Below are 22,619 nucleotides of genomic sequence, written 5' to 3' on the forward strand. Positions count from 1 at the left end.
TATTGTGATTCAATTCTTACAAAAACCGAACCATTTTGGCACAAATTGGCGCTTTCAGGGAGCACTGCGATGACCTTAGACTGGTGGTTAACCTATCTGCTAACAACCCTTATCCTCAGCCTGTCACCCGGTTCAGGGGCGATCAACACCATGAGCACCGGCATCAGCCACGGTTATCGTGGCGCGGCAGCATCGATCGCCGGCCTGCAGGTTGGGCTGAGTTTGCATATCGTTCTGGTCGGCATTGGCCTGGGCGCGTTGGTGTCACAATCGCTGATGGCGTTTGAATTGCTGAAATGGCTGGGTGCTGCTTATCTCGTGTGGCTCGGTATTCAGCAGTGGCGCGCCGCCGGTGCCCTGGACCTGCATACGCTGGCGGGTACGATGCCGCGCCGCCGCCTGTTCCGCCGTGCGGTGCTGGTAAATCTGACCAACCCAAAAAGCATCGTGTTTCTGGCCGCGCTGTTCCCACAGTTTATTTTGCCCAACCAGCCGCAGGCCGAACAGTACCTGGTGCTGGGTGTCACCACCGTGGTAGTGGATATCATCGTGATGATTGGCTACGCCACGCTGGCAACCCGCATTGCAGGTTGGCTAAAAACGCCGCGCCAAATGCAGCTGCTGAACCGCATCTTCGGTTCGCTGTTTATTCTGGTGGCCGGGTTGCTCGCCACGGCAAGAAAAGCCTGATAGCGCATTCTACGCCTAATTATCGCAAACAGGTTGGAGAGGATCAGCGCATAAGACCCGGAGCCTACACGGAGTACGTGAGGCTCCTGAGCACTGCTCGGGCCCAACCTGGCAAGTAAAATAGCCTAGCGGGTAAAAATCAGGTGCAAGCCGAAGCCGGTGAACAATACGCCCGCCAGCCCGTCGATCCACTTAGCCAGCCGCTGATAGCCGCGGCGCATCGCTGGCAGCGCAAACACCACCGCAACCAGGCTGAACCAAACAAACGTCTCAGCGATGATCAACAAAAACAGGCCCCAGCGCGCACCGGCCCCCACATCGTCACCCACAAACAGTGAAAACACGCTGCCGAAATAGATAACCGCCTTCGGATTAGACAGGTTAGTCAGGAAACCACGAATAAAGCTGCGTCCCGGCTTGGGCAAGGCGACTTTCACTTCCGGTGCCAGCGCAGATTGCGCGTTTTGGGCGCGAGCGGAACGCAGCAGCTGCCAGCCCATCCAGCACAGGTAAATCCCACCGCCGACCATAATAATCTGATGCAGCCAGGCCATTTTTTGCAGGATCAAGTGCAGGCCCATCAGCGCCACCCCCGCCCACACCACGATGCCGAGCGAAATGCCCACCACGCCCATCATCGCCTCACGGCGCGAACGGCTGGCGGCGGTTTGCGACACAAAAAAGAAGTCTGGGCCCGGGCTCATCAGCGCAATCAGGTGCACCAGAGCCACGGTTAGAAATAGCATCAACATGATTTATTGCCCTTAATCTTCGTCATTATCGAGGTGATCGCGGATCATCGCCATAAACGGGGCGCCAAAACGCTCCAGCTTGCGCTGACCGACACCGTTAACACTCAACAGGTCACCGGCCTTAATTGGCATCTGTTCCGCCATTTCCAGCAGCGTAGCATCGTTGAATACCACGTAAGGGGGGATATTTTCTTCGTCGGCAATCGACTTACGCAGCTTGCGCAGTTTAGCGAACAATTTGCGATCGTAATTACCACCGTAGGATTTTTGGTTAGCGCTACTGCGGACCTTCAGGCTCTGGATGCGCGGTACCGCCAGTTGCAGCTCCAGCTCACCACGCAGTACCGGGCGTGCGGCCTCGGTCAGTTGCAGCGCCGAATGCATAGCGATGTTCTGAGTGATAAAACCCAGGTGGATCAACTGACGCAGTACGCTCGTCCAATGCTCGGTGGTTTGATCGCGACCAATGCCGTATACCGGCAACTTTTCATGCCCGTATTCACGGATACGCTGGTTATTGGAGCCGCGCAACACTTCGACAATATAGCCCAGCCCGAAACGCTGGCCGACACGATACACGCAGGACAACGCCTTGCGGGCATCTTCCAGTCCGTCATAGCGCTTGGGCGGATCCAGGCAGATATCGCAGTTGCCGCAGTTCTGGTGTTTACCTTCACCAAAATAGTTGAGTAACACCAATCGGCGACAGGTTTGCGCTTCAGCAAACGCGCCCATGGCATTGAGCTTATGTCGTTCAATATCCAGCTGCTGCCCGGCCGGTTTTTCTTCCAGACAGCGACGCAGCCAGGCCATGTCCGCCGGGTCATACAACAAAATGGCTTCAGCCGGCAGGCCGTCGCGACCGGCGCGACCGGTTTCCTGGTAATAAGATTCGATATTGCGTGGAATATCAAAGTGAACCACGAAACGCACGTTGGGTTTGTTGATGCCCATGCCGAAGGCAACGGTAGCCACCACCACCTGCAAATCGTCACGTTGGAAGGCTTCCTGCACCTGTGCGCGGCGCTCATTATCCAGCCCTGCGTGGTAGGCTCCCACGCTTAGGCCACGGCTTTGCAGGCGCGCGGTGGTGTCTTCAACCTTGGCGCGGCTGTTGCAGTAAATAATACCGCTCTTACCCCGTTGGTCCTGCACAAAGCGCCACAGCTGATCGAGCGGTTTGAACTTCTCCACCAGCGTGTAACGAATATTCGGTCTGTCAAAGCTGCTGACCTGGACGAGCGGATCCTGCAGCGCCAACAGACGCACGATATCGCCACGCGTCGACTCATCTGCGGTCGCGGTCAGGGCAATCACCGGCATATCTGGGAAGCGTTGCTTCAGCAGCCCCAGCGCGCGGTATTCTGGACGGAAATCGTGACCCCACTGAGAAATACAATGCGCTTCATCCACCGCCAACAGGGCCGGTGGATAGCCCCCGAGCTGATCGAGGAAACTGTCCATCATCAATCTTTCAGGGGCGATATACAGCATTTTGATCTGGCCATTGCGGCAACCCGCCATCACTTCAAGCTGTTGCTCGCGTGTCTGAGTCGAGTTATAGCAAGCGGCAGAGACGCCATAGGCCAGCAGTTGATCAACCTGATCTTTCATCAATGAGATCAATGGGGAAACCACTAATGTCAGGCCGTCCATCACCAGCGCCGGGATTTGATAGCACAACGATTTACCGCCACCGGTCGGCATAACAACCAGGCAATCCTGCCCAGCGATCGCCGTATTGATAATCGTTTGTTGACCCGGTCGGAATTGCTGGTAGCCGAAGGTATCGCGTAATACCTGCTCTGCCAGCAACTCTTTGTTTATCACTGCTGCGGTTGACACACACTTCCCCACTTTGAACGGTATTCCCAAAGTCATTGGAGCTGCGGCAAGGCGGCCAGTAGGTGAATCCCCGGGAGCTTGGCCAACCAAGTGAGCGGGGGTGAGTCTACGCAGCCAACACAGCAGCAGCTTCAAGTACGCAGGGTATGATTACATAATATCGTTTAGCATGACACCAACGCCAACCCGTGTCTGCCGGAAGTTGTAATCAATCAAGGATTCGCCGTAGCCGCTGAACACCTGAGTGTAGAAACGCACGTGCTTGCCGATCGGGTAGCTCCAGCCCATTTCCGCGCCGCCGTAGCCGCTGTTCCAGTTATAATGGCTGTCGACGCTGAATATGCTGTCACCCCAGGCATAACCGACTTTCAGGCGGTAGTAACCCATGTATTTGGTGATATCCGGGTTGTCGTCGCTGCTGTCGCTTTCCGAGAAACGGAACCAGGGTTTGAGATCCACCTGCCAGTTGCCATTTTGCGCCATAAAGCGCGCGTAACCGCGGTTCCAACTGCGAGAAGTGGGATCAGAGCGGCCGTTGGATTGGTGGTTAAGACCAACTTCAACGTCACGCAGTGTCCAACCGGCAAAGCTGTAATCCGTCGCCCAGCCCAAGAATACCTGTGGTTCATAGTTGGTCTCACGGAAGGGCGATGACTCACTGTGGTTGGAAAGCTGCCACCATGAGCGTTGCGTGTAAGAAGCGCCCAGCACAGAGTTGTCGCCGGCAATACCGCGCCACAGTGGAAACGCCAGGCTGAGCTGGTATTTCACTTCATCCTTGCGTGCATTTTCGGCCCAGTTATAGGACTTGATGGCTTCTTTGTTGATATTGCTGGTATCGGTGTACAACACGTAGTTGGTATCGTACGGGTACAGCGTAAATGGGTTGTCGTGATCCTGCAGCATGTTGGCAATAATGCTGCCGCGCACCGCCGGTTTATCATGAATTTGCTGCTCTTTGGCCTCTTCCGCCTGAACCACCAGCGGCACCGCCAGCGTGGCTAAAACGATCCCTGACAAAATGCGCATAACGTTCCTCACCCCAACAAAAAATGACAAACTCTGAAATAAAAACAGGCCATTTTACACACAAAGGCGGCTTTACAGCAGCGTGACGTGTATTTATTGGATTAGTCTGGAAAGCAACAAAATATAGGCATAATATCAACAAACAGTTAACCTGGACTGACCAGTTACCTTCCCTACTACACAGAACAAGCATAGGTATTTATGTCTACCACACCACTGACTCTCGAAGCCGCACGCCAGAAAATTGGCGAAATCTTTGTTTATCACATGCCGTTTAACCGCGAGCTGGGCCTTGAGCTCCGCCGCTTTGACGACGACTACGTGGAGCTGAGTTTCACCAACCAGCCCAAGTTGGTGGGCAACGCTGCCCAGAAGATCCTGCACGGTGGCGTAATCGCGTCGGTACTGGACGTCGCCGCAGGGTTGGCGTGCGCCGGCAGTGTGTTGATGCGTCTGGATCCTCTGCTCGAAGAAGAAGTCGCTACTCGCCTGTCACGCATGGGGACTATCGATCTGCGCGTTGACTATCTACGCCCGGGTCGCGGTGAGCACTTCGTGGCTGCGGCCAGCGTCTTGCGCAGCGGCAACAAAGTTGCTGTCGCCCGCGTTGAACTGCATAACCACGATGGCCTGCATATTGCCAGTGCCACCGCCACCTACCTGGTCGGGTGATTGTATGCGGTGAGCGTCTTCAGTACACTCACCGCACCTCCGTTTTACCCATCTGAGTATCGTCATGGACGCACAGCAAACGCGGCAGGGCATCTTCTTTGCTCTTGCTGCCTATTTTATTTGGGGCATTGCTCCGGCCTATTTCAAACTGATCCAACAGGTCCCTGCCGATGAGATCCTCACTCACAGGGTCATTTGGTCATTCTTCTTTATGCTGGCGCTGATCTCACTGGGCCGCAATTGGCCACAGGTGCGTGCCGCCTGCCACAACCGCAAACGGCTGTTGCTGCTGGCGGTGACAGCACTGCTGATCGGCGGCAACTGGTTGCTGTTTATCTGGGCGGTGAATAACCACCATATGCTGGAGGCCAGCCTGGGGTATTTCATTAACCCGCTGGTGAACGTGCTGTTGGGGATGTTGTTCCTGGGGGAGCGTTTCCGCCGAATGCAGTGGCTGGCGGTGGTATTGGCGTTCGCCGGCGTACTGATTCAGCTATGGCAATTTGGCTCTCTGCCAATTATTGGCCTGGGGCTGGCGTTCAGCTTTGCGTTCTACGGCTTGCTTCGCAAGAAAATTGCCATAGACGCACAGACCGGTATGTTGATTGAAACCCTGTGGCTACTGCCCGTGGCGGCGGCGTATCTGTTCCTGTTTGCCGACAGCCCGACCAGCCACCTGGGCGCTAACCCTGGGTCGTTAAACCTGCTGCTGGTGGCTGCCGGTATCGTCACCACCGTGCCGCTGCTGTTCTTTACTGCCGCAGCGACCCGCCTACGCCTGTCGACACTTGGCTTTTTCCAGTACCTCGGCCCCACGCTGATGTTTCTGCTGGCCGTCACCTTCTACGGTGAAACTGTGGGTCAGGACAAACTGGTGACCTTCGGCTTTATCTGGGCAGCGTTGATTCTGTTTATCATGGATGCGCTTTACACCCAACGCAAACTACGCTGAAACAAACGTCAGGTTGATGCCGGCGCGGCGCGGTTGGAAATAAACCGCGCCATCGCCGGCCCCGTCAGCAAAATGGTGAAAAGCCGCAGTGTCTGCATCGCCATCACAAAAGACATATCTACCCGGCTGCCTGCGGCAATGATCGCCACGGTATCCAACCCGCCAGGGCTGGTTGCCAGATAGGCCGTCATCATATCCACCGGCAGGAAATGCGTCAGCATCCATGCCAGCAGGCCGCAAATCAGCATCAGCGCGACGATCGACACCACCATTTGCGGCAAGGTACGCAGCGCCAACAAAAATATCGGCCGGGTGAAACGTAGCCCAACACTCCAGCCAATCAGAGTATAGGCCAACGCCAGTAGCCATTCCGGCACCTGCAGGGCCATCGTCCCGCTGGAATGCAGCGCCGCACCGACGATCATCGGCAACAGCAATGCACCAGAGGGAATACGCAGCCGGGGCCCCAACCACGCGCCGATCATAGCCACTCCCAACGTCGCCAGAAAGCGCCAATCCAGCGACGGGAACCATTCCAATGCTGCGCTACCCTGGCCCGCTTCATCCCCCAAACCAATACGGGCCACTAACGCTGCCGCCGTCGCGACAAACAGCACCCGCAAGTACTGCATGAATGCCACCAGCCGGACATCTGCACCAAAATCTCCGGCCATCGCCACCATCGCCGACGCACCGCCGGGCGATGAGCCCCAGGCCCCCGTAGGCCCCGGCAAACCGCTAAAGCGCACCAGGCACCAACCGGAAATACCACTCGCCAACAGCGTCGCGATCAGTACCAACAGCACCAGAGGCCAATCATCGAGTAACGGCGTGAGAATCGCAGGGGAAAGGCTTTGCGCAATCATGCAGCCCAGTACCGCCTGCGCAGCGATAAAAAGGGCGCTGGGAATACGTACCGTGGCACCCAATAGCCCCATCGCCACACCGACAATCATCGGCCCCAGCAACAGCGCAGCGGGAATATGAAAGGTTTGCAGGCCAAACCCCAGCACCAGCGAGGCCAGCAGCAGGATTGACCATTGAATCAAACGGGGGGACTTCTCCATCAAAACTCACGCCTTACAGACAGATAAGCTGAGGGAGCATTCTACCCCTTTTTTGCAGGCTAAGACTGGGGTTAGGCAGAAATATCGGGCGAACAAGTTCGCCCCTCAGGTTAAAGCCAGTTCTTGCGCTTGAAGTACAGATAGGGGGCTAACCCTGCCAGGATCATCAGGCTGATAGCACCAGGGTAGCCAAACGACCACTTCAGCTCTGGCATAAACTCAAAGTTCATCCCGTAGCTTGAGGCCACCAGCGTTGGCGGCAGGAACACCACGGACACCACCGAGAAGATCTTGATGATGCGGTTCTGCTCAATATTGATAAAGCCCATCGCTGCCTGCATCAGGAAGTTCACTTTCTGGAACAGCGATTCGTTGTGCGGCAGCAGGGATTCGATATCACGCAGCACTTCACGCGCCTGTTCCAACTGACCGGTCGGTAACCGCGCCTTACGCACCAGGAAGTTCAGAGCACGTTGGGTATCCATCAAACACAGGCGCACTTTCCAGCCGATATCTTCCAGCTCTGCCAGCGTTGACAGCGCTTCGTCGTATTCGTCACCCTGATGGCCTTCCATGATCACCCGGCTGAGTTTTTCCAGATCGCTGTAGACGTTTTCGATCTCGTCGGCTAACTGTTCGATCTTGGTTTCGAACAGATCCAGCAATAGCTCGTAGGCATTGCCGTCGACCATCGTCAGGTTACGGGCACGCATACGATACAGGCGAAACGCCGGCAGCTCGCGCTCACGCAGGGTATACAAGCGGCCATCACGAATGGTGAAGGCCACCGTGGAGTTACCGGCATGATCTTCCGCATCTTCAAAATAGAAGAAGGAGTGGATATGCAAACCGTCTTCGTCTTCGAAAAAACGCGCGGAGGCTTCGATATCGTCTAGCTCCGGGCGTGTCGCCAGGCTTTGGCCCAGCTCGCTTTGAACGCGCTCACGCTCGCCTTCTTCCGGCTCAACCAGATCAACCCACAATGATGTGGTCAGATCATCGGATTCATCCAACTCCAGACGGGACAGGCGGCTGTTATCTAATTTAAACGCGCTTAGCATGTGCCAAACTCCCTTAGGGTGACAGGGGTAAACAACGCGTGGAAGCACAGAAACAGAGGGGGTGTTGCATCACCAGCTTGTTTCAGACCATGAAGGATCTGACTCGTAGCGACACTTAAGAGGTCGCCGACAACCACGAAGGCTATCAGCTCAATAGGATAGCCTTAGAAGTTGTACCTGTTGTTGTCCAGGTCAGTGAGCCAGTATCTACTGGGTGTGTCCAAGGCGTATGTCCTCATTGATAATAGTGCGCGCATGTTACGCCGAGAAGAAAAAGTCTGTCAACACGTTAGGCACGATAATTGCGCAACAATTCATCGCTATGACGAATAGGATAAATTCGGCTTAATCCGCGATAAACGGTAACGAAAAAGTCGCGGCGATCTCTGACCACGCCCAAGAATGTTGCTAAGATTACGCCACGATAAGCTTGCGGACTTTACGAATGAAACAGATTACTGCCCACGACCTGACCACCATGAGTGAACAGGCCGCCAAAGTGGCACGCCTGCGCGCGCACCGCACGTTACACGACGAGTTGAGCGATCCGGTACAACGATTGGCGATTGCCATGGAACCCGGCACCTATATCCGCCCACACCGTCATCCGCAAACCTGGGAACTGTTAACCCCGCTGCGCGGACGCTTTGTAGTACTGCAATTTAACGAAGAGGGCGTCGTCACCCAGCGAACCCTGCTCGGTGAAGAAACCAAAGTGCTGGAAATGCCGGCATATACCTGGCATGCCGTGCTGTCGGTTGATCCAGGTGGTGTGGTTTTTGAGGTGAAACAAGGGCCTTATCAGGCGCTGTCTGAAGAAGACTGCATGCAGTGGGCACCGCAAGAAGGGGCTGAAGGCACCGAAGCGGTGATGCGTTGGTATGCCACTGCGCAAGTGGGTGACCGTTTCGCTCACTGAGGCGGTTCTTCAAACCGCCGCAATATGCTCGGCTTAATTCGAGTCGCATGAAGGCCGCGAGACCCTGAATCCCCAGGCGTTGAGTGAACCACGTGCCTGGGGTAAAACAGGTGCAGCCAGCAGTATAACGAGTATAAGTTACACCGTTTCCAGGCGGGCGTAGGCGGCGACAAGCCACTTAATCCCTTCCCCTGGAAACGCAATCTGCAGCCGGCTGTGTTCACCACTGCCTTCCAGATTGACGATGGTCCCTTCACCAAACTTGGGGTGACGCACTCGCTGGCCCAGCTTATAACCGGTGTCGTTTTCACTGATCGGCGTACCCATACGGCGATGACTCACCGGCCGCGAGACACTGGCGCGCAAACGCACTTCTTCCACACAATCTTCCGGCAGTTCACCGATGAAACGTGAAGGGCGGTGATAAACCTCTTTGCCGTACAGGCGGCGTGTTTCGGCGTAGGTCAGCGTCAATTTCTGCATGGCACGCGTCAAGCCAACGTAGGCCAGACGGCGTTCTTCTTCCAAGCGCCCACCTTCATCCAGCGACATTTGGCTTGGGAACATCCCCTCTTCCATACCGACGATAAACACCAGCGGAAACTCCAGCCCCTTGGCCGAGTGCAGGGTCATCAACTGCACCGCATCCTGATAAGCATCGGCCTGCCCCTCACCCGCTTCAAGTGCCGCATGTGAAAGAAATGCCTGCAGCGGCATCAGATCCTGATCTTCATCCTGATAGCTGTACTGGCGCGTTGCGGTTACCAGTTCCTCGAGGTTTTCGATACGCGCCTGGCCTTTTTCGCCCTTCTCCTGTTCATACATAATGAACAGGCCCGAATCACGGATCACCCGGTCAGTCTGAACGTGCAGCGGCATATCGGCGGTTTCGTGCGCCAGTGCGTCCACCAGTTCGGTAAAACGTTGCAACGCAGATGCCGCGCGCCCAGCCAGCACTTTGTCCTGCAACAGCGCACGGGTGGCCTGCCACAACGTCAGTTGGCGATCGCGTGCTGTACGACGCACTTCGTCCAGCGTCCGGTCACCAATGCCACGCGTTGGGGTATTTACCACACGTTCAAACGCCGCATCGTCGTTACGATTGGCGATCAACCGCAGGTAGGCCAATGCGTCCTTGATCTCCTGACGCTCGAAGAAGCGTTGTCCGCCGTAAATGCGGTACGGCATTGCCGTTTGCAATAACGCTTCTTCCAATACACGTGACTGGGCATTGCTGCGGTAAAGAATGGCACAGTCATTCAGTGCGCCACCGTTCTCCTGCCAGGCCTTGATGCGGCCAACCACAAAGCGCGACTCGTCGAGTTCGTTGAAGGCACAATAGATGGAAATGGGTTCACCATCCCCGCCTTCGGTCCACAGGTTTTTACCCATGCGCCCGCCGTTATTGGCGATCAGGGTGTTGGCTGCTTTCAGAATATTGCTGGTCGAACGGTAGTTTTGCTCCAGAAGGACGCTCTGGGCACCAGGGAAATCCTTCAAGAAACGTTGGATGTTCTCCACCTGAGCGCCACGCCATCCATAGATGGACTGGTCGTCATCACCCACGATCATCACGTTGCTGTTATTGCCGGCCAGCAAGCGGATCCAGGCATATTGGATACTGTTGGTGTCCTGGAACTCGTCCACCAATATGTTGGTGAAGCGTTCGCGGTAATGATTGAGGATATGCGGCTTGTTCAGCCACAGCTCATGGGCACGCAACAGCAGTTCGGCAAAGTCCACCAGCCCGGCACGGTCACAGGCTTCCTGATACGCCTGATAGATACGTAGCCAGGTTGCCTCTACGGGGTTGTTATAGGTTTCAACATGCTGTGGGCGCAGGCCTTCATCTTTTTTGCCGTTGATGTACCACATCGCCTGACGCGGCGGCCACTGCTTTTCATCGATATTCAACGCTTTGACGATACGTTTGAGCAGGCGGAGTTGGTCGTCGCTGTCGAGGATTTGGAAGTCTTGTGGCAGGTTGGCGTCCAAATGATGAGCACGCAGCAGACGATGAGCCAAGCCGTGGAAAGTGCCGATCCACATCCCCCCCTGGCTGGTCCCAATCAGGTGTTCGATACGGTGGCGCATTTCCGCCGCCGCCTTGTTGGTGAAGGTCACCGCCATAATGGAATACGGCGAACAGTTCTCTACCGACAACAGCCAGGCGATGCGATGCACCAGCACTCGGGTTTTACCGCTGCCTGCGCCGGCCAGTACCAACAGGTTGCCACGTGGCGCCGCCACGGCTTCGCGTTGTTTTTCATTCAGGCTGTCGAGCAGATCGGAAACGTCCATAGGCACCATTAATTGGTAAGGGAAAGCGCGTCAAAAATGCGATTCCACTGTGAATTTATACAGAGTCAATTTGGGATTATACCCGAAATAATTGAAGTTGCAGCAAGGCGGCCAGTGTGCGAGCCCCAGGAACTGACTCCAGTCAGTGGCTGGGGTGCTGCGGTTTCAAGCATGAAGGGCTATAACAATGCTGTCAGCGATGCCAACTGAGCGATCTCAATGTGTGGCAGCAGGCGACTGTCAGCGGCCTGCATCAGGCTGCGTTGACGGTCGTTGATCCAACAGGCTTGTAAGCCGGAACGTAACGCCCCGGCGACGTCAGTGGTCAAGTCATCACCAACGTGGAGAATATATTGAGGCGCGATCCCTAACCGTTCGGCGGCCAGCTGGTACATGTCCTGATAAGGTTTGGCGCGGCCATCCGGCCCCGAACGCAACACAAACTGAAAGTAACCATCCAGCCCGCAGAGCGCAGGATCGGCATTGCCATTGGTGATCGCCACCAGCGGAAAACGTTCACCCAAGGCTTTCAACGTCGCATGGGTTGCTTCAGGCACATCAATGCGGCTACGCCACAGCGCAAAGTTCTGCATTGCCGCATCCGCCCCATCGGCGGCTTCAGCATCACGCAGCCCCTGACGGCTCAGCGCCAGGTGGATCGCCCGCCAACGCCATTGGGTGACGTCATGATAAATTTCCGGGTCCTGTTCACGCAGTTCCTGACGCAGGCGGTGAAAATCCGCCGACTGGAAGTGGTTCAATCCAGGATGGTAATTCTGCAAAAAGGCCACAGACTGCAGCTCAGTCTGTTTGATCACCGGACGGTTGTCGTACAGCGTGTCGTCCAGATCAAAGGTCAACGCCGCCAACGGCCGCAGCGGACGATAAAAATGCATCAGGATTTCCCCCGTTTGGCACGTGGATGCGCTGCATCGTACACGGTCGCCAGATGTTGAAAGTCGAGGTGGGTATAGATTTGAGTGGTGGTCAGGTTGGCGTGGCCCAGCAGTTCCTGTACCGCACGCAGATCGCCGCTCGATTCCAGCATATGGGTTGCAAACGAGTGGCGCAGTTTGTGCGGATGAATATGGCTGTTAACGCCCTGCTTGATGCCCCACTCGGCAAAACGCTTTTGCACGTTGCGGGTCGAGATACGCTTACCTTGATTAGACAGGAACATCGCATCGTCTGACGGCCCAAATAAATCGCGCATCGCCAACCAGTGTTCAAGCCAAGTCACCGCGGTGCGACCTACCGGCAGCTTGCGTTCCTTGCTGCCCTTACCCAGCACCCAAATTTCACCCGCACCCAGATCGACATGGCGGCAATCCAGCCCAACCAGTTCCGAAAGACGCAGACCGGCACCGTACATGACCTCAAGCATGGTCCGATCGCGTACCGCTAGCGGATCGTTAAGATCGATATCCAGCAACTGATTCATTTCATCGACGTCGATGTTTTTCGGCAGATGCCGACCGCTACGTGGCGTTCGGATACCTTTCGCAGGGTTAGCAATCAGCATACCCTGGCTGACCTGCCAGTCGAGAAAACTGCGTAACGCCGACAGGCGCAACGCGAGGCTAGAAGACTGTAACCCGGCACGTTTACTGCGCGCTGCCAGCATACGGACTTTGGCAGCATCCAAAGCCGGCCATTCCGTCACGCCCATCTCTTGCGTCAAGACCATCAGCGCCTGCAACTGGCGCGAATAGCTTAACTGTGTCAATGGACTGAGCTGGCGTTCCACCTTCAGATAACGCAAGAAAGCGTCCACCGGCTGTTGCAGGCTGGCCGCCAACGGGATCATGCGCGTTCGATCCAGCGTTCCAGCAGTTCAGGCAACATACGCGCCAGCTGATTGAGCATCACCGTACCCATGCCCTGCTGATAGTGTTGGGTATCACGGCTACTGAAAATCACCATGCCAAGCTCACCATTATCACCCAGCATCGACAGCGCTACCGAACCGACCAGCTTGGCCTGTGGCAGTAACAGCAACAACTCAGGACCGTTAAGGCTCCCAAGGAAATGTTGCTGATCGCCCAAGCGCTGAATACGCAACGGCTCAAATGACGAACGCGTCAGGCCAAGATGCGTAAAGTCGGAAGGCGCGCCAATTTTCCAGCTTTCTGAAAACAGACGGATATTGGCACCGGCCAGACCGAATCCGCGTGCCCAGCGTTGCAGGCGGTTGAGCATATCCTGCAAGCTACTGGCCGTGGCCAGATTGGCCTGCAAATGCAACAGGCTGGCAAACAGCGTTTCGTTCGCACTGGCCTGCTCCATCAGCAGCGTGATTTCTTCTTCCAACTGATTGATATGATTACGCTGGCGGGCCAGATGCCACTCGACCAACGACACAGTGCCGCGAACGGGATGGGGAACGCGCATCTGTTCCACCAAACGCGCATTGCGGATAAAGAAATCTGGGTTTTGCAGTAAAAACTGCATTACGGCGTCATCGTCAAGCTCAATGCCCGCGACAGCCTGGTCCTCAACGCTCTTCATAGATGAATAAATCCGTCATATACATGGGTTGCCGGACCGGTCATAAACAGCGGGCTGCCCGGTCCTTTCCAGCGAATATGCAGGCTGCCACCCGGCAGTTCTACATGCACCTCTTCTGACAGCAATTCTTGTTGAATCCCCACCGCCACTGCAGCACAAGCGCCGCTGCCGCAAGCTTGCGTTTCGCCAGCGCCACGTTCATAGACGCGCAGTTTGATATGCTCACGGCTGACAATTTGCATGAAACCGATATTGGCCCGTTCCGGGAAGCGCTCGTGCCCCTCCAGTACCGGTCCAAGCAACTCCACCTTGGCGGTTTTTACATCATCCACCTGTAAAACACAATGCGGATTGCCCATCGACACCACGCCACACAACACTGTATGTTCGGCCGCACGCATGATGTACGTCTTTTCTTCTTTGGTCGCACGAAAAGGGACGGCCTGAGGATCGAAGTTTGGCTCGCCCATATTCACACAAACCAGATCGTCATCGGTGACGCTCAGCACCATACGCCCCGTTTGGGTACTGACGCGAATATCACGCTTATTGGTCAGCCCTTTCAATCGCACAAAACGGGCGAAACAGCGGGCACCGTTACCACACTGCGCCACTTCGCTGCCGTCAGCGTTAAAAATACGGTAGTGAAAATCCAGTTCAGGATCGTAAGGCGGTTCTACCACCAGCATCTGGTCAAAGCCAACGCCCAAGTGCCGATCGGCCAAACGGCGGATCAGCTCGGGTGAAAAATAGACATTCTGTGTAACGGCATCGACCACCATAAAGTCGTTGCCCAGACCGTGCATTTTGGAGAACTGCATATCATACTCCGCTATCCGTCTTGAGTTTGCGATGGCCCACGCCGCCGCAAACAAGATGTTACTGGTCGCTCATCGACGGTTTTTGCTGAGACCCAGAAAGCTCCTGCTGATTTTTCTGTACTTGATCGCCAGTCTGAACCTGAGGTTTCTTGCTGGCCGGATCGGCTGGAGGGAAGTACAGCGGGCCTTTCAGACCGCAGCCAGAGAGCCCGGTAAACAGCACTGCCATCAGCGCATAGCGTAGTTGTTTTTTCATTTGCATTAATGCCTGTAATTCATGCGTCCAAGGTCTCTATAATCGCAGGTGGATCATGAAAAGCAATAGGAATTGAATATGAACGACAGTGAGTTTCACCAGTTGGCTGACCAACTGATGCTTAATATTGAAGAGACACTGGACGATTTTGACGGCGATGCAGACATCGATTACGAAACTAACGGCGGAGTAATGACGTTAAGCTTCGAAAATGGCACCAAAATTGTGATCAATCGCCAGGAGCCGCTGCATCAGGTTTGGCTGGCGACCAAAACCGGCGGCTACCACTTTAACTACCGTGACGGCGTGTGGGTCTGCGATCGCAGCGGTCGCGCCTTCTACCCGTTACTGAGTGAAGCGGCCAGCGCACAGGCCGGCGAAGATGTGGCATTTGCCTAAGTATGGTGGCGTTCACGGGGGCTCAGCACGTTGAGCCCCTGTGAAATCAATGCAATTGAAACTGCTGCTTCAGCGGCAGCGTTGCACCCTCGGTCAGGGGAACGCACAGGCTCGACAATACATTGCTGCGGAACGGGATGACCTGAGTGCGGCCATCGAGCTGCACGATCTGATAAAACTGGGGCAGGTTGAAGTTGATAAAGCTTGAACCGTACGTGAAGCGGTCATGTGAGGAAGAGTAGAAACGGCTGACATCGCGCACCAGCTCCTCTTTACTGCCTTCACAATGGTGGTACACCTCAACCCGGTTAGACTCATCCAGAATATAGATGTTAAAGCCTTTATCGTCCGACGTGTCTTCGAAGAAGAACTGGATGATCCCTTCACTGGCAAAGCCATCCACTACCGGAGGCAAATGCACCTGATCGGTTTCAACTTTGATCGACAGACCATGCAATTTGTTGTTCGAAATGGCGCCGTAGAATTCCACCGCATTTTCCAACTTCTGCACCGACACGCTCAGGCGCTCGAAGAACAAGCCCCATGTTTGTCCGGCAACGCGAACCGCTTTGAAACGACCCGGTTCCAGGCGTGTGCTGGACAAGCGCAGCTCAATGCATTCAGAAACCAGCTGCTGTATACGCGTACGGATGAGGCCGCGCAAATGCTGGCTATAGCAGAACACCTCGACCGACTCCGGCGGAGCGGCATCCTGATGCATTTTGCCAAGAATAGTCTTCAACGCTTCCAACACCGATTGCTCACCGCTGAAATGCAAAGTACGCACTTCGTTCCACGAATTGCGGTACAGCAGATCGATACTGCCTACCAAACATTGCTGCTGCTGGCCAAAACTGAACACATCGAGCTTACGGAAATCGAAATGCACCACCTGATTACGGAAGGCTGCGGTCGGATCGTTTTCCAGATTGACGATAATCGCCAAATGGCGGATTTCACACGGGCTGTACAGCGCTTTTGGCGTAGGCGCTGCCAGCCGCAGCGGGAAGTGGTGCGACACGTCGGCCACCAGCTCCTGCAGTTTGGCCGTGTCGCACAGGTTACCGCTTTTGATGTGCAGCCGGGTCTTCGGCGTCAGCAGGCCGTTGAAATAGGCCCAGGCCACCAATTTATTCAGATAGCGGTTATATTCGAGCGGCTGATGGCTGACGATAGAGTCCATGGCCGGAGCTTGATTGTACAGATACCAGCCGGTACGGTTGGCGCGGCCAACCGGGACATGAATGAAGGTTAAGTCGTCTTCCGACAGATCTGGCGAAATCTGCGGGTTCACCAGCGTTACCTTGCCAGGCAGGGCTTCAAACGCGGCATACAGCTTACGGGTCAGCACGCCAATATCCTGCGGGCTGGCGCTGACGCTAAGATTGTTACGACGGGCGAAACGGATCAGGTTGCGATAGCTTTGCATCATCGCGTCCAACAGTTCGTTGTGCGCTTCACGTACCCGTTCGATTTTCCAGCCGGCGCGATTATCCAGGATCGCCAGGCGCTCTTCGTCCCAGCCCCATTCGCTAACCAGCTGGCTGAGAATTTCACGACGCCAGCCAACGCAAGCATTGGCACGCGACAATTTTTCACAGACTTTGAGATAGAAGCAGCGGCGGACCAGATCGAGGCGGGTAGTGTCGTTGATTTCAGTCAGATAATGCGTGACGCGTTCAAGCATCATACAGTAAGCGTCGAGACCAAAGCAGACGATCTCGCCCTGATGCAGACGCTGCTTGATGCCCATCGCCAACAGCTGCGTATTGGGGTATTCCCAGGAATAGGCTTCCAGCAGCAGGGTTTTCAGTACCGCTTTGTACGGCGAGTCGATACTTTTATACAGTTGCCACAGGCTGGCACCAAAGTATTCCTCTGCCGACAGCGTACTCAGGCCGCCGAGATCCAGCCATTCGTTCGGCGTTAACGCCCCTTGCGAGTACAGCGACAGCACATATTCATCGTAATGCGCTTCTTCTTCGCCCGGCACCATATTCCATAAAATGCGTTTGCCGGCCAGCCGCACCGCGGTGCGATAAAACTCGTCCAACAGCAAAATATGCTGGGTAGAGCCACAGTCTTCACCACCCAGACTGCCGCTTTCGTTGTGACGGAAGCGGTTTTCGTCGATCAGGAAGAAGCTAACCTCAACCCCCATCGACGCAGCCCATTTTTCCAATAGGCTGCATTTCTGTTGCAGACGATTGCGTTCTTCGTTGTCCAGCCAAGACTGGTGGCATACCCAGATGTCGAGATCCGAACTGCAACTTTGACCGATCGACGAGGTGCTGCCCATGGAGTAAACCCCGGTAATCGGCAGTTCACCGCTGGCCAGCTTATCAAACGGGCTGCCCCATTTGTCTTCTAAATCATTGAGGTATTCTTGCTGGGTTTCATCAGGCGTGTAGAGGCAAACGCCATGGGGAACGTTACCGTTCAGATAACCTGGCATCAGTGGGTGGTGGTGGTGCAATAAGGTAGGCAGCAGACTGTATACCCGTTGGAACGCGGGCTTCATGGCCGCTAGGGCGCGATCGATTCGTAATTGATTGATCGCATCCAGTCTCTGCTTCAGTGTCTCGATGTAGAGGTACAAGACGTCTCGCCTGATTATCCCGGTGTTTAGAAAAAAACCCGTATTCCATAAGCGCCGTTAGTGTTGGAAGAATATTTGGCAACTTATTGCTGGAAACGTGATCAATTTAACACCTTGCTGATTGACCGTAAAGGAAGTAACGCTTCACTATTATTGTAGCGCCACTCTAAACGATTTACCCGCAGTGTTAACTGCCCCAAAATACATCACACGTCCCGTTGATTCCGTTGTCCTTTATCCGCCTGTGGCTTCTTGCACTGACACTTTTCGTACTCAGTGGTAGGATGAATAGCGAATTATAAAAACGGTAACAACCATGTTAGACAAAATTATTCGAATTGCCACCCGCCAAAGCCCACTCGCTCTCTGGCAAGCACATTATGTGCAGCAGCGACTGATGGCCAGCCACCCGGGCCTACAGGTCGAACTGGTGCCAATGGTTACGCGGGGCGACATTATTCTGGATACACCACTGGCGAAAGTCGGTGGTAAAGGGCTGTTTGTTAAGGAACTTGAATTGGCGTTATTGGATGGCCGTGCGGATATCGCCGTCCATTCGATGAAAGACGTCCCGGTCGATTTTCCCGAGGGTCTGGATTTGGTGACCATTTGTGAGCGTGACGATCCGCGCGACGCATTTGTTTCCAACCGTTTCGACTCGCTCGATCAACTGCCGCACGGCAGCGTAGTCGGCACGTCCAGCCTACGCCGTCAGTGCCAATTGCGTGAGCGCCGCCCGGATCTGATCGTGCGCGATCTACGCGGTAATGTCGGAACACGCCTGGCAAAACTGGATAACGGCGATTACGACGCCATTATTCTGGCCGTCGCGGGGCTGAATCGCCTGGGGCTGGAACAGCGTATCCGCAGCCCGCTGACCCCGGAAGAATGCCTTCCGGCTGTCGGTCAGGGTGCTGTCGGCATTGAGTGCCGCCTCGACGATGAAACTACCCGCGCCTTGTTGGCGCCGCTCAATCACGCGGCAACCGAAATCCGTGTGCGCGCAGAACGTGCGATGAACACCCGTTTGGAAGGCGGTTGTCAGGTACCCATCGGCAGCTATGCCGAGCTGGATGGCAATAGCCTGTGGCTACGGGCGCTGGTCGGCTCCCCCGATGGCAGCCAGATGGTACGCGGCGAGCGTCGCGGCCCGGCAGCACAAGCTGAACAGATGGGCGTTGAGCTGGCAGAAGAGCTGCTGGCGAAAGGCGCACGTGAAATTTTGCAGGATGTTTATCAGGGAAATCCCCCGGCATGACGATACTGGTGACCCGCCCCTCTCCGTCAGGAGAAGAACTGGTAAGCCGACTGCGCGCGCTCGGCCGGGTTGCCTATCATGCACCGCTGATCGATTTCGCCCCCGGCGGCGATCTGCCAAAATTGCCACAGGCATTGCAGCAGCTTAACGATGGCGATCTGGTGTTTATCCTGTCTCAGCACTCGGTGAGCTACGCCAACTCGGTGATGGGCCGCGTCGGGCTGTCATGGCCCGCCAGACTGACCTATTATGCTATCGGCCGCACCACCGCGCTGGCGATGCACCGGATCACCAGCCTGCCGGTGGAGTACCCACGTGAGCAGGAGATCAGCGAAACCTTGTTGCTACTGCCTGCCTTACAGAAACTCGACGGCAAACAGGCACTGATCCTACGCGGCAACGGTGGACGCGAGCTGCTCGGCAATACCTTGAGCGAGCGTGGCGCTGCCGTCAGCTATTATGAATGTTATCAACGTAGCCCGGTGCATTATGATGGTAGCGAACAAAGCGCCCACTGGCAGCGCGCCGGTGTTGATACACTGGTCGTCACCAGCGGTGAAATGTTACAACAGCTCTATACTTTAGTTCCTGATTACTACTGTTCTTCGTGGCTATTACGTTGCCGCCTGGTCGTCGTCAGTGAACGTTTGGCTACCCTCGCCCAGGAATTGGGCTGGAGCACAATTCGGGTAGCTGATAATGCCGATAATGACGCGCTGATCCGCGCGCTACAATAAACCTGACTATGGGATGTGCCACTATGACGGAACAAAATACCCCATCCGCACCGGTTGAAGAGCCAACCACAGCGGTTGAGAGCCCCCAGCAGCCAGACGCTGACAAGCGCAAAGGTAAAAATACCGGCCCGGTATTAGGCGCAATTGCCATCGTGCTGGTTATTGCTTTGGCCGCCGGCGGTTATTACCACACACATCGACAAGCACAGCAGCTCATTGCCGCCAATCAAACCTTGCAGCAGCAGCTTGAAGCCCTGAAACAGAGCCAACAGCAAGAAAGAGGGGCGCTGGAAGGGCTGCTGCAGCAACAGGGTAAAACGCTGGATGCTGCCGATCGTGAGCAAGCGACCCTGGCACGCCAGCTTAATGAGCTGCAAGAAAAAGTCGCCATTATTTCCGGCAGCGACGCCAAAACCTGGTTGCTGGCGCAGGCCGACTTCTTGGTGAAAATGGCCGGGCGTAAACTGTGGAGCGATCAGGACGTCACGACCGCCGCAGCCTTGCTAAAAAGCGCCGACGCCAGCCTGGCTGACATGAACGACCCAAGCCTGCTCGAGGTTCGTCGCGCCATCACCGAAGATATCAGCACGCTATCTACCCTTACCCAGGTAGATTTCGATGGCATCATTCTCAAAACCAATCAGCTCTCCAACCAGGTTGATAATCTGCGCCTGGCGGATAACGACCGTGACGAAGCGCCAATGGACCAAGACAGCACCGAGCTGTCCAGTTCTATCGGCGAATGGCGGCAAAACCTGGCGAAAAGCTGGCATAACTTTATGGCCGACTTTATTACGGTCCGCCGCCGTGATAGCAGTGCAGAGCCCTTGCTGGCACCGAATCAGGACATTTACCTGCGCGAAAATATTCGCTCACGCCTGTTAGTTGCCGCCCAGGCAATCCCACGCCATCAAAATGAAGTGTATAAACAGTCGCTGGAAACCATTTCTACGTGGGTCCGCGCGTACTTCGATACCACCGATCCCGCCACGAAAGCGTTCCTGGAAGAGTTGGATGCGCTGAGCCAGCAGTCGATCACAATGGACGTGCCGGACCACCTGAAAAGCCAGCCACTGCTGGAAAAACTGATGCAGACCCGGGTGCGTAATCTGATGGCCCAGTCCCCTGCAGCCCACCAGGAGGGATAAGCCATGTTACGCGTGCTATTTCTGTTCCTGGTGTTAATTGCCAGTGTGGTGGTTGGGCCGATGTTGGCCGGCCATCAGGGCTATGTGCTGATTCAGACCGATAACTACAACATTGAAACCAGTGTCACCGGTCTGGTGATCATGGGCGTCTTGTTGTTTGTGGTGCTGTTGGTGATCGAATGGATCCTGCGCCGCCTCTTCCGTACAGGAGCCCGTACCCGTGGCTGGTTTATCGGCCGTAAGCGCACCCGTGCTCGCAAGCAAACCAAGGCTGCACTGATCAAACTGGCCGAAGGTGATTACAAACAAGTTGAGAAACTGCTGACGCGCAACGCGGATCACGCGGAGCAGCCGGTCGTAAACTACCTCTTGGCCGCCGAAGCTGCACAGCAACGCGGCGACGACTTCCGCACCAATCAATATCTGGAACGCGCCGCCGAAGCCGCCGACACCGATCAGTTGCCGGTAGACATTACTCGCGTACGCATTCAACTCGCACAGGGTGAAAACCATGCTGCGCGTCACGGTGTCGATCGCCTGCTAAACCAAGCGCCCCGTCACCCAGAAGTGTTAAGACTGGCGGAAATGGCTTATCTGCGTACCGGTGCCTTTGCCTCATTGCTTGAGATCTTGCCATCGATGAGCAAGATCAATCTGCATACCGAAGCTGAACTGCAAGCATTGCAGCAACAGGCTTATATTGGCCTGATGAATCAGGCAATGGCAGATGAAGGCAGCGACGGCCTGAAGCGTTGGTGGAAAGATCAAAGCCGTAAAACCCGCCATGAAGTTCCGTTGCAAATTGCGATGGTAGAACATCTGATCGAATGCAATGATCACGAATTAGCACAGGAAATCGTGCTCGACAGCCTGAAACGTCAATATGACGAGCGACTGGTGTTGCTGATCCCTCGTTTGAAGTCAGGGAATCCACAGCAGCTGGAGAAAGCGTTGCGTCAGCAAGTGAAACAACACGGTGCCACACCGCTGCTAAACAGCACGCTGGGGCAGTTGTTGATGAAACACGGTGAATGGCAACAGGCCGCCGATGCATTGCGGGAAGCATTGAAACAACGCCCGGATGCCTACGATTATGCCTGGCTGGCTGACGTGCTGGATAAGCTGCACCGTTCAGATGAGGCAGCTCAGATGCGACGTGAAGGTCTAATGTTGACTCTGAAGCAAAACGGCGACTAACGCGACAATGCTTTGTCTTCAAGGCGCGCCACTCGGCGCGCTTTTTTTTATTCTCTTTATCCTATGTCTGAGGCGCACAAACGCAGCGACACAGATGCAGCTTCAAATATGAAGGGTATGGGCAAAAAAAAACACTTGCCGCGGTGGCAAGTGTATAAAAAAGCAATCAGGTCTAGGACAACAGGGGCGGTGCCTCACTCAACGTTATGCCCGGAGTGTGATGTCAGTGGCTGTAAGCAACGCTGACATCGTTCTGGTGGGCAATAGGCACCCTAAATCGGCTCTGCGTCATTCCCAGGGTTTATGAAGCCTAAGGCGAACATAAGAAGTGGAATGAGCATCTACGAGGTAGATATTGCACTTGGCGTGCCAACTTTTTCAAACAGCATCAATGTTTATAAACATTTC

Annotated in this window: 21 protein-coding genes; 9 read left to right on the plus strand and 12 right to left on the minus strand. The window is 55.2% G+C overall.

Features of this window, described 5'->3' with window-relative positions:
- Positions 1–69 precede the first annotated feature (69 nt).
- Positions 70–690: a homoserine/homoserine lactone efflux protein gene (gene rhtB / locus AC2FCQ_RS12805; protein WP_209637778.1), complete on the plus strand. Its 621-nt coding sequence runs from the start codon at positions 70–72 to the stop codon at positions 688–690.
- 125 nt (positions 691–815) lie between these two features.
- Here rhtB and rhtC read toward each other — a convergent pair whose 3' ends face one another.
- From rhtC to pldA, 3 genes are all read right to left on the minus strand, one after another.
- Positions 816–1,442, minus strand: a complete 627-nt coding sequence (gene rhtC / locus AC2FCQ_RS12810; protein WP_209637779.1) for a threonine export protein RhtC — start codon at positions 1,440–1,442, stop codon at positions 816–818.
- Between the two features lie 12 nt (positions 1,443–1,454).
- Positions 1,455–3,287, minus strand: a complete 1,833-nt coding sequence (gene recQ, locus AC2FCQ_RS12815) for an ATP-dependent DNA helicase RecQ (RefSeq protein ID WP_314590897.1) — start codon at positions 3,285–3,287, stop codon at positions 1,455–1,457.
- Between the two features lie 150 nt (positions 3,288–3,437).
- Positions 3,438–4,316, minus strand: a complete 879-nt coding sequence (gene pldA, locus AC2FCQ_RS12820; protein ID WP_209637783.1) for a phospholipase A — start codon at positions 4,314–4,316, stop codon at positions 3,438–3,440.
- 201 nt (positions 4,317–4,517) lie between these two features.
- Here pldA and AC2FCQ_RS12825 point away from each other — a divergent pair, with 201 nt between their 5' ends.
- The gene (locus AC2FCQ_RS12825) at positions 4,518–4,988 is read left to right on the plus strand and encodes a thioesterase family protein (RefSeq protein ID WP_037426267.1); all 471 of its coding nucleotides are present in this window, start codon (positions 4,518–4,520) and stop codon (positions 4,986–4,988) included.
- Between the two features lie 64 nt (positions 4,989–5,052).
- Positions 5,053–5,940 (plus strand): EamA family transporter RarD, encoded by an 888-nt coding sequence (gene rarD / locus AC2FCQ_RS12830; protein WP_209637787.1) that lies wholly within the window; start codon positions 5,053–5,055, stop codon positions 5,938–5,940.
- Positions 5,941–5,948: 8 nt separating this feature from the next.
- On the opposite strand, the gene AC2FCQ_RS12835 is transcribed toward rarD, so the two are convergent.
- Positions 5,949–7,007: an AbrB family transcriptional regulator gene (locus AC2FCQ_RS12835; protein WP_490308349.1), complete on the minus strand. Its 1,059-nt coding sequence runs from the start codon at positions 7,005–7,007 to the stop codon at positions 5,949–5,951.
- Positions 7,008–7,117: 110 nt separating this feature from the next.
- On the minus strand, positions 7,118–8,068 hold the full coding sequence (gene corA / locus AC2FCQ_RS12840; protein WP_265556405.1) for a magnesium/cobalt transporter CorA: 951 nt from the start codon (positions 8,066–8,068) through the stop codon (positions 7,118–7,120).
- A gap of 445 nt (positions 8,069–8,513) precedes the next feature.
- Between corA and AC2FCQ_RS12845 the strand changes: the two genes are divergently transcribed.
- The gene (locus AC2FCQ_RS12845; RefSeq protein WP_209637794.1) at positions 8,514–8,987 is read left to right on the plus strand and encodes a WbuC family cupin fold metalloprotein; all 474 of its coding nucleotides are present in this window, start codon (positions 8,514–8,516) and stop codon (positions 8,985–8,987) included.
- Between the two features lie 138 nt (positions 8,988–9,125).
- On the opposite strand, the gene uvrD is transcribed toward AC2FCQ_RS12845, so the two are convergent.
- The 6 genes from uvrD to lptM all read right to left on the minus strand — a co-directional run bounded on the left by uvrD (position 9,126) and on the right by lptM (position 14,873).
- Positions 9,126–11,288 carry a DNA helicase II gene (gene uvrD, locus AC2FCQ_RS12850; protein ID WP_209637796.1) on the minus strand — a complete coding sequence of 721 codons (2,163 nt, stop codon included), beginning with the start codon at positions 11,286–11,288 and terminating at the stop codon, positions 9,126–9,128.
- Positions 11,289–11,467: 179 nt separating this feature from the next.
- Positions 11,468–12,184: a 5-amino-6-(5-phospho-D-ribitylamino)uracil phosphatase YigB gene (gene yigB / locus AC2FCQ_RS12855; RefSeq protein ID WP_490308351.1), complete on the minus strand. Its 717-nt coding sequence runs from the start codon at positions 12,182–12,184 to the stop codon at positions 11,468–11,470.
- Positions 12,184–13,095, minus strand: coding sequence for a tyrosine recombinase XerC (gene xerC / locus AC2FCQ_RS12860; protein WP_490308352.1), 912 nt, complete (start codon positions 13,093–13,095; stop codon positions 12,184–12,186). The genes yigB and xerC overlap by 1 nt, the downstream gene beginning before the upstream one ends.
- Positions 13,092–13,796 (minus strand): DUF484 domain-containing protein, encoded by a 705-nt coding sequence (locus AC2FCQ_RS12865; protein WP_209637801.1) that lies wholly within the window; start codon positions 13,794–13,796, stop codon positions 13,092–13,094. Before AC2FCQ_RS12865 ends, xerC begins: the two co-directional genes overlap by 4 nt.
- Entirely contained in the window at positions 13,793–14,617 is an 825-nt protein-coding gene (dapF, locus tag AC2FCQ_RS12870; RefSeq protein WP_209637803.1) for a diaminopimelate epimerase, read from the minus strand. The genes AC2FCQ_RS12865 and dapF overlap by 4 nt, the downstream gene beginning before the upstream one ends.
- A 58-nt stretch (positions 14,618–14,675) precedes the next feature.
- Positions 14,676–14,873 (minus strand): LPS translocon maturation chaperone LptM, encoded by a 198-nt coding sequence (lptM, locus tag AC2FCQ_RS12875; protein WP_314590912.1) that lies wholly within the window; start codon positions 14,871–14,873, stop codon positions 14,676–14,678.
- 78 nt (positions 14,874–14,951) lie between these two features.
- On the opposite strand from lptM, the gene cyaY reads away from it, so the two are divergent.
- Positions 14,952–15,272 carry an iron donor protein CyaY gene (cyaY, locus tag AC2FCQ_RS12880; protein ID WP_209637807.1) on the plus strand — a complete coding sequence of 107 codons (321 nt, stop codon included), beginning with the start codon at positions 14,952–14,954 and terminating at the stop codon, positions 15,270–15,272.
- A 46-nt stretch (positions 15,273–15,318) separates the two neighbouring features.
- On the opposite strand, the gene AC2FCQ_RS12885 is transcribed toward cyaY, so the two are convergent.
- Positions 15,319–17,871, minus strand: coding sequence for a class I adenylate cyclase (locus tag AC2FCQ_RS12885; protein WP_209637809.1), 2,553 nt, complete (start codon positions 17,869–17,871; stop codon positions 15,319–15,321).
- 316 nt (positions 17,872–18,187) lie between these two features.
- On the opposite strand from AC2FCQ_RS12885, the gene hemC reads away from it, so the two are divergent.
- From hemC to hemY, 4 genes are read left to right on the plus strand one after another with little or no spacing between them, the layout of a single operon-like run.
- Positions 18,188–19,129 carry a hydroxymethylbilane synthase gene (gene hemC / locus AC2FCQ_RS12890; protein ID WP_490308353.1) on the plus strand — a complete coding sequence of 314 codons (942 nt, stop codon included), beginning with the start codon at positions 18,188–18,190 and terminating at the stop codon, positions 19,127–19,129.
- On the plus strand, positions 19,126–19,866 hold the full coding sequence (hemD, locus tag AC2FCQ_RS12895) for a uroporphyrinogen-III synthase (protein WP_490308354.1): 741 nt from the start codon (positions 19,126–19,128) through the stop codon (positions 19,864–19,866). The genes hemC and hemD overlap by 4 nt, the downstream gene beginning before the upstream one ends.
- 23 nt (positions 19,867–19,889) lie before the next feature.
- The gene (hemX, locus tag AC2FCQ_RS12900; protein WP_209637814.1) at positions 19,890–21,014 is read left to right on the plus strand and encodes a uroporphyrinogen-III C-methyltransferase; all 1,125 of its coding nucleotides are present in this window, start codon (positions 19,890–19,892) and stop codon (positions 21,012–21,014) included.
- Positions 21,015–21,017: 3 nt separating this feature from the next.
- A complete protein-coding gene (gene hemY / locus AC2FCQ_RS12905; protein ID WP_265556408.1) occupies positions 21,018–22,211 on the plus strand; it encodes a protoheme IX biogenesis protein HemY in 1,194 nt (397 codons plus the stop codon).
- Positions 22,212–22,619: the final 408 nt, after the last annotated feature.

This window comes from Serratia sp. CoH_134_PS_4 (assembly GCF_058190535.1).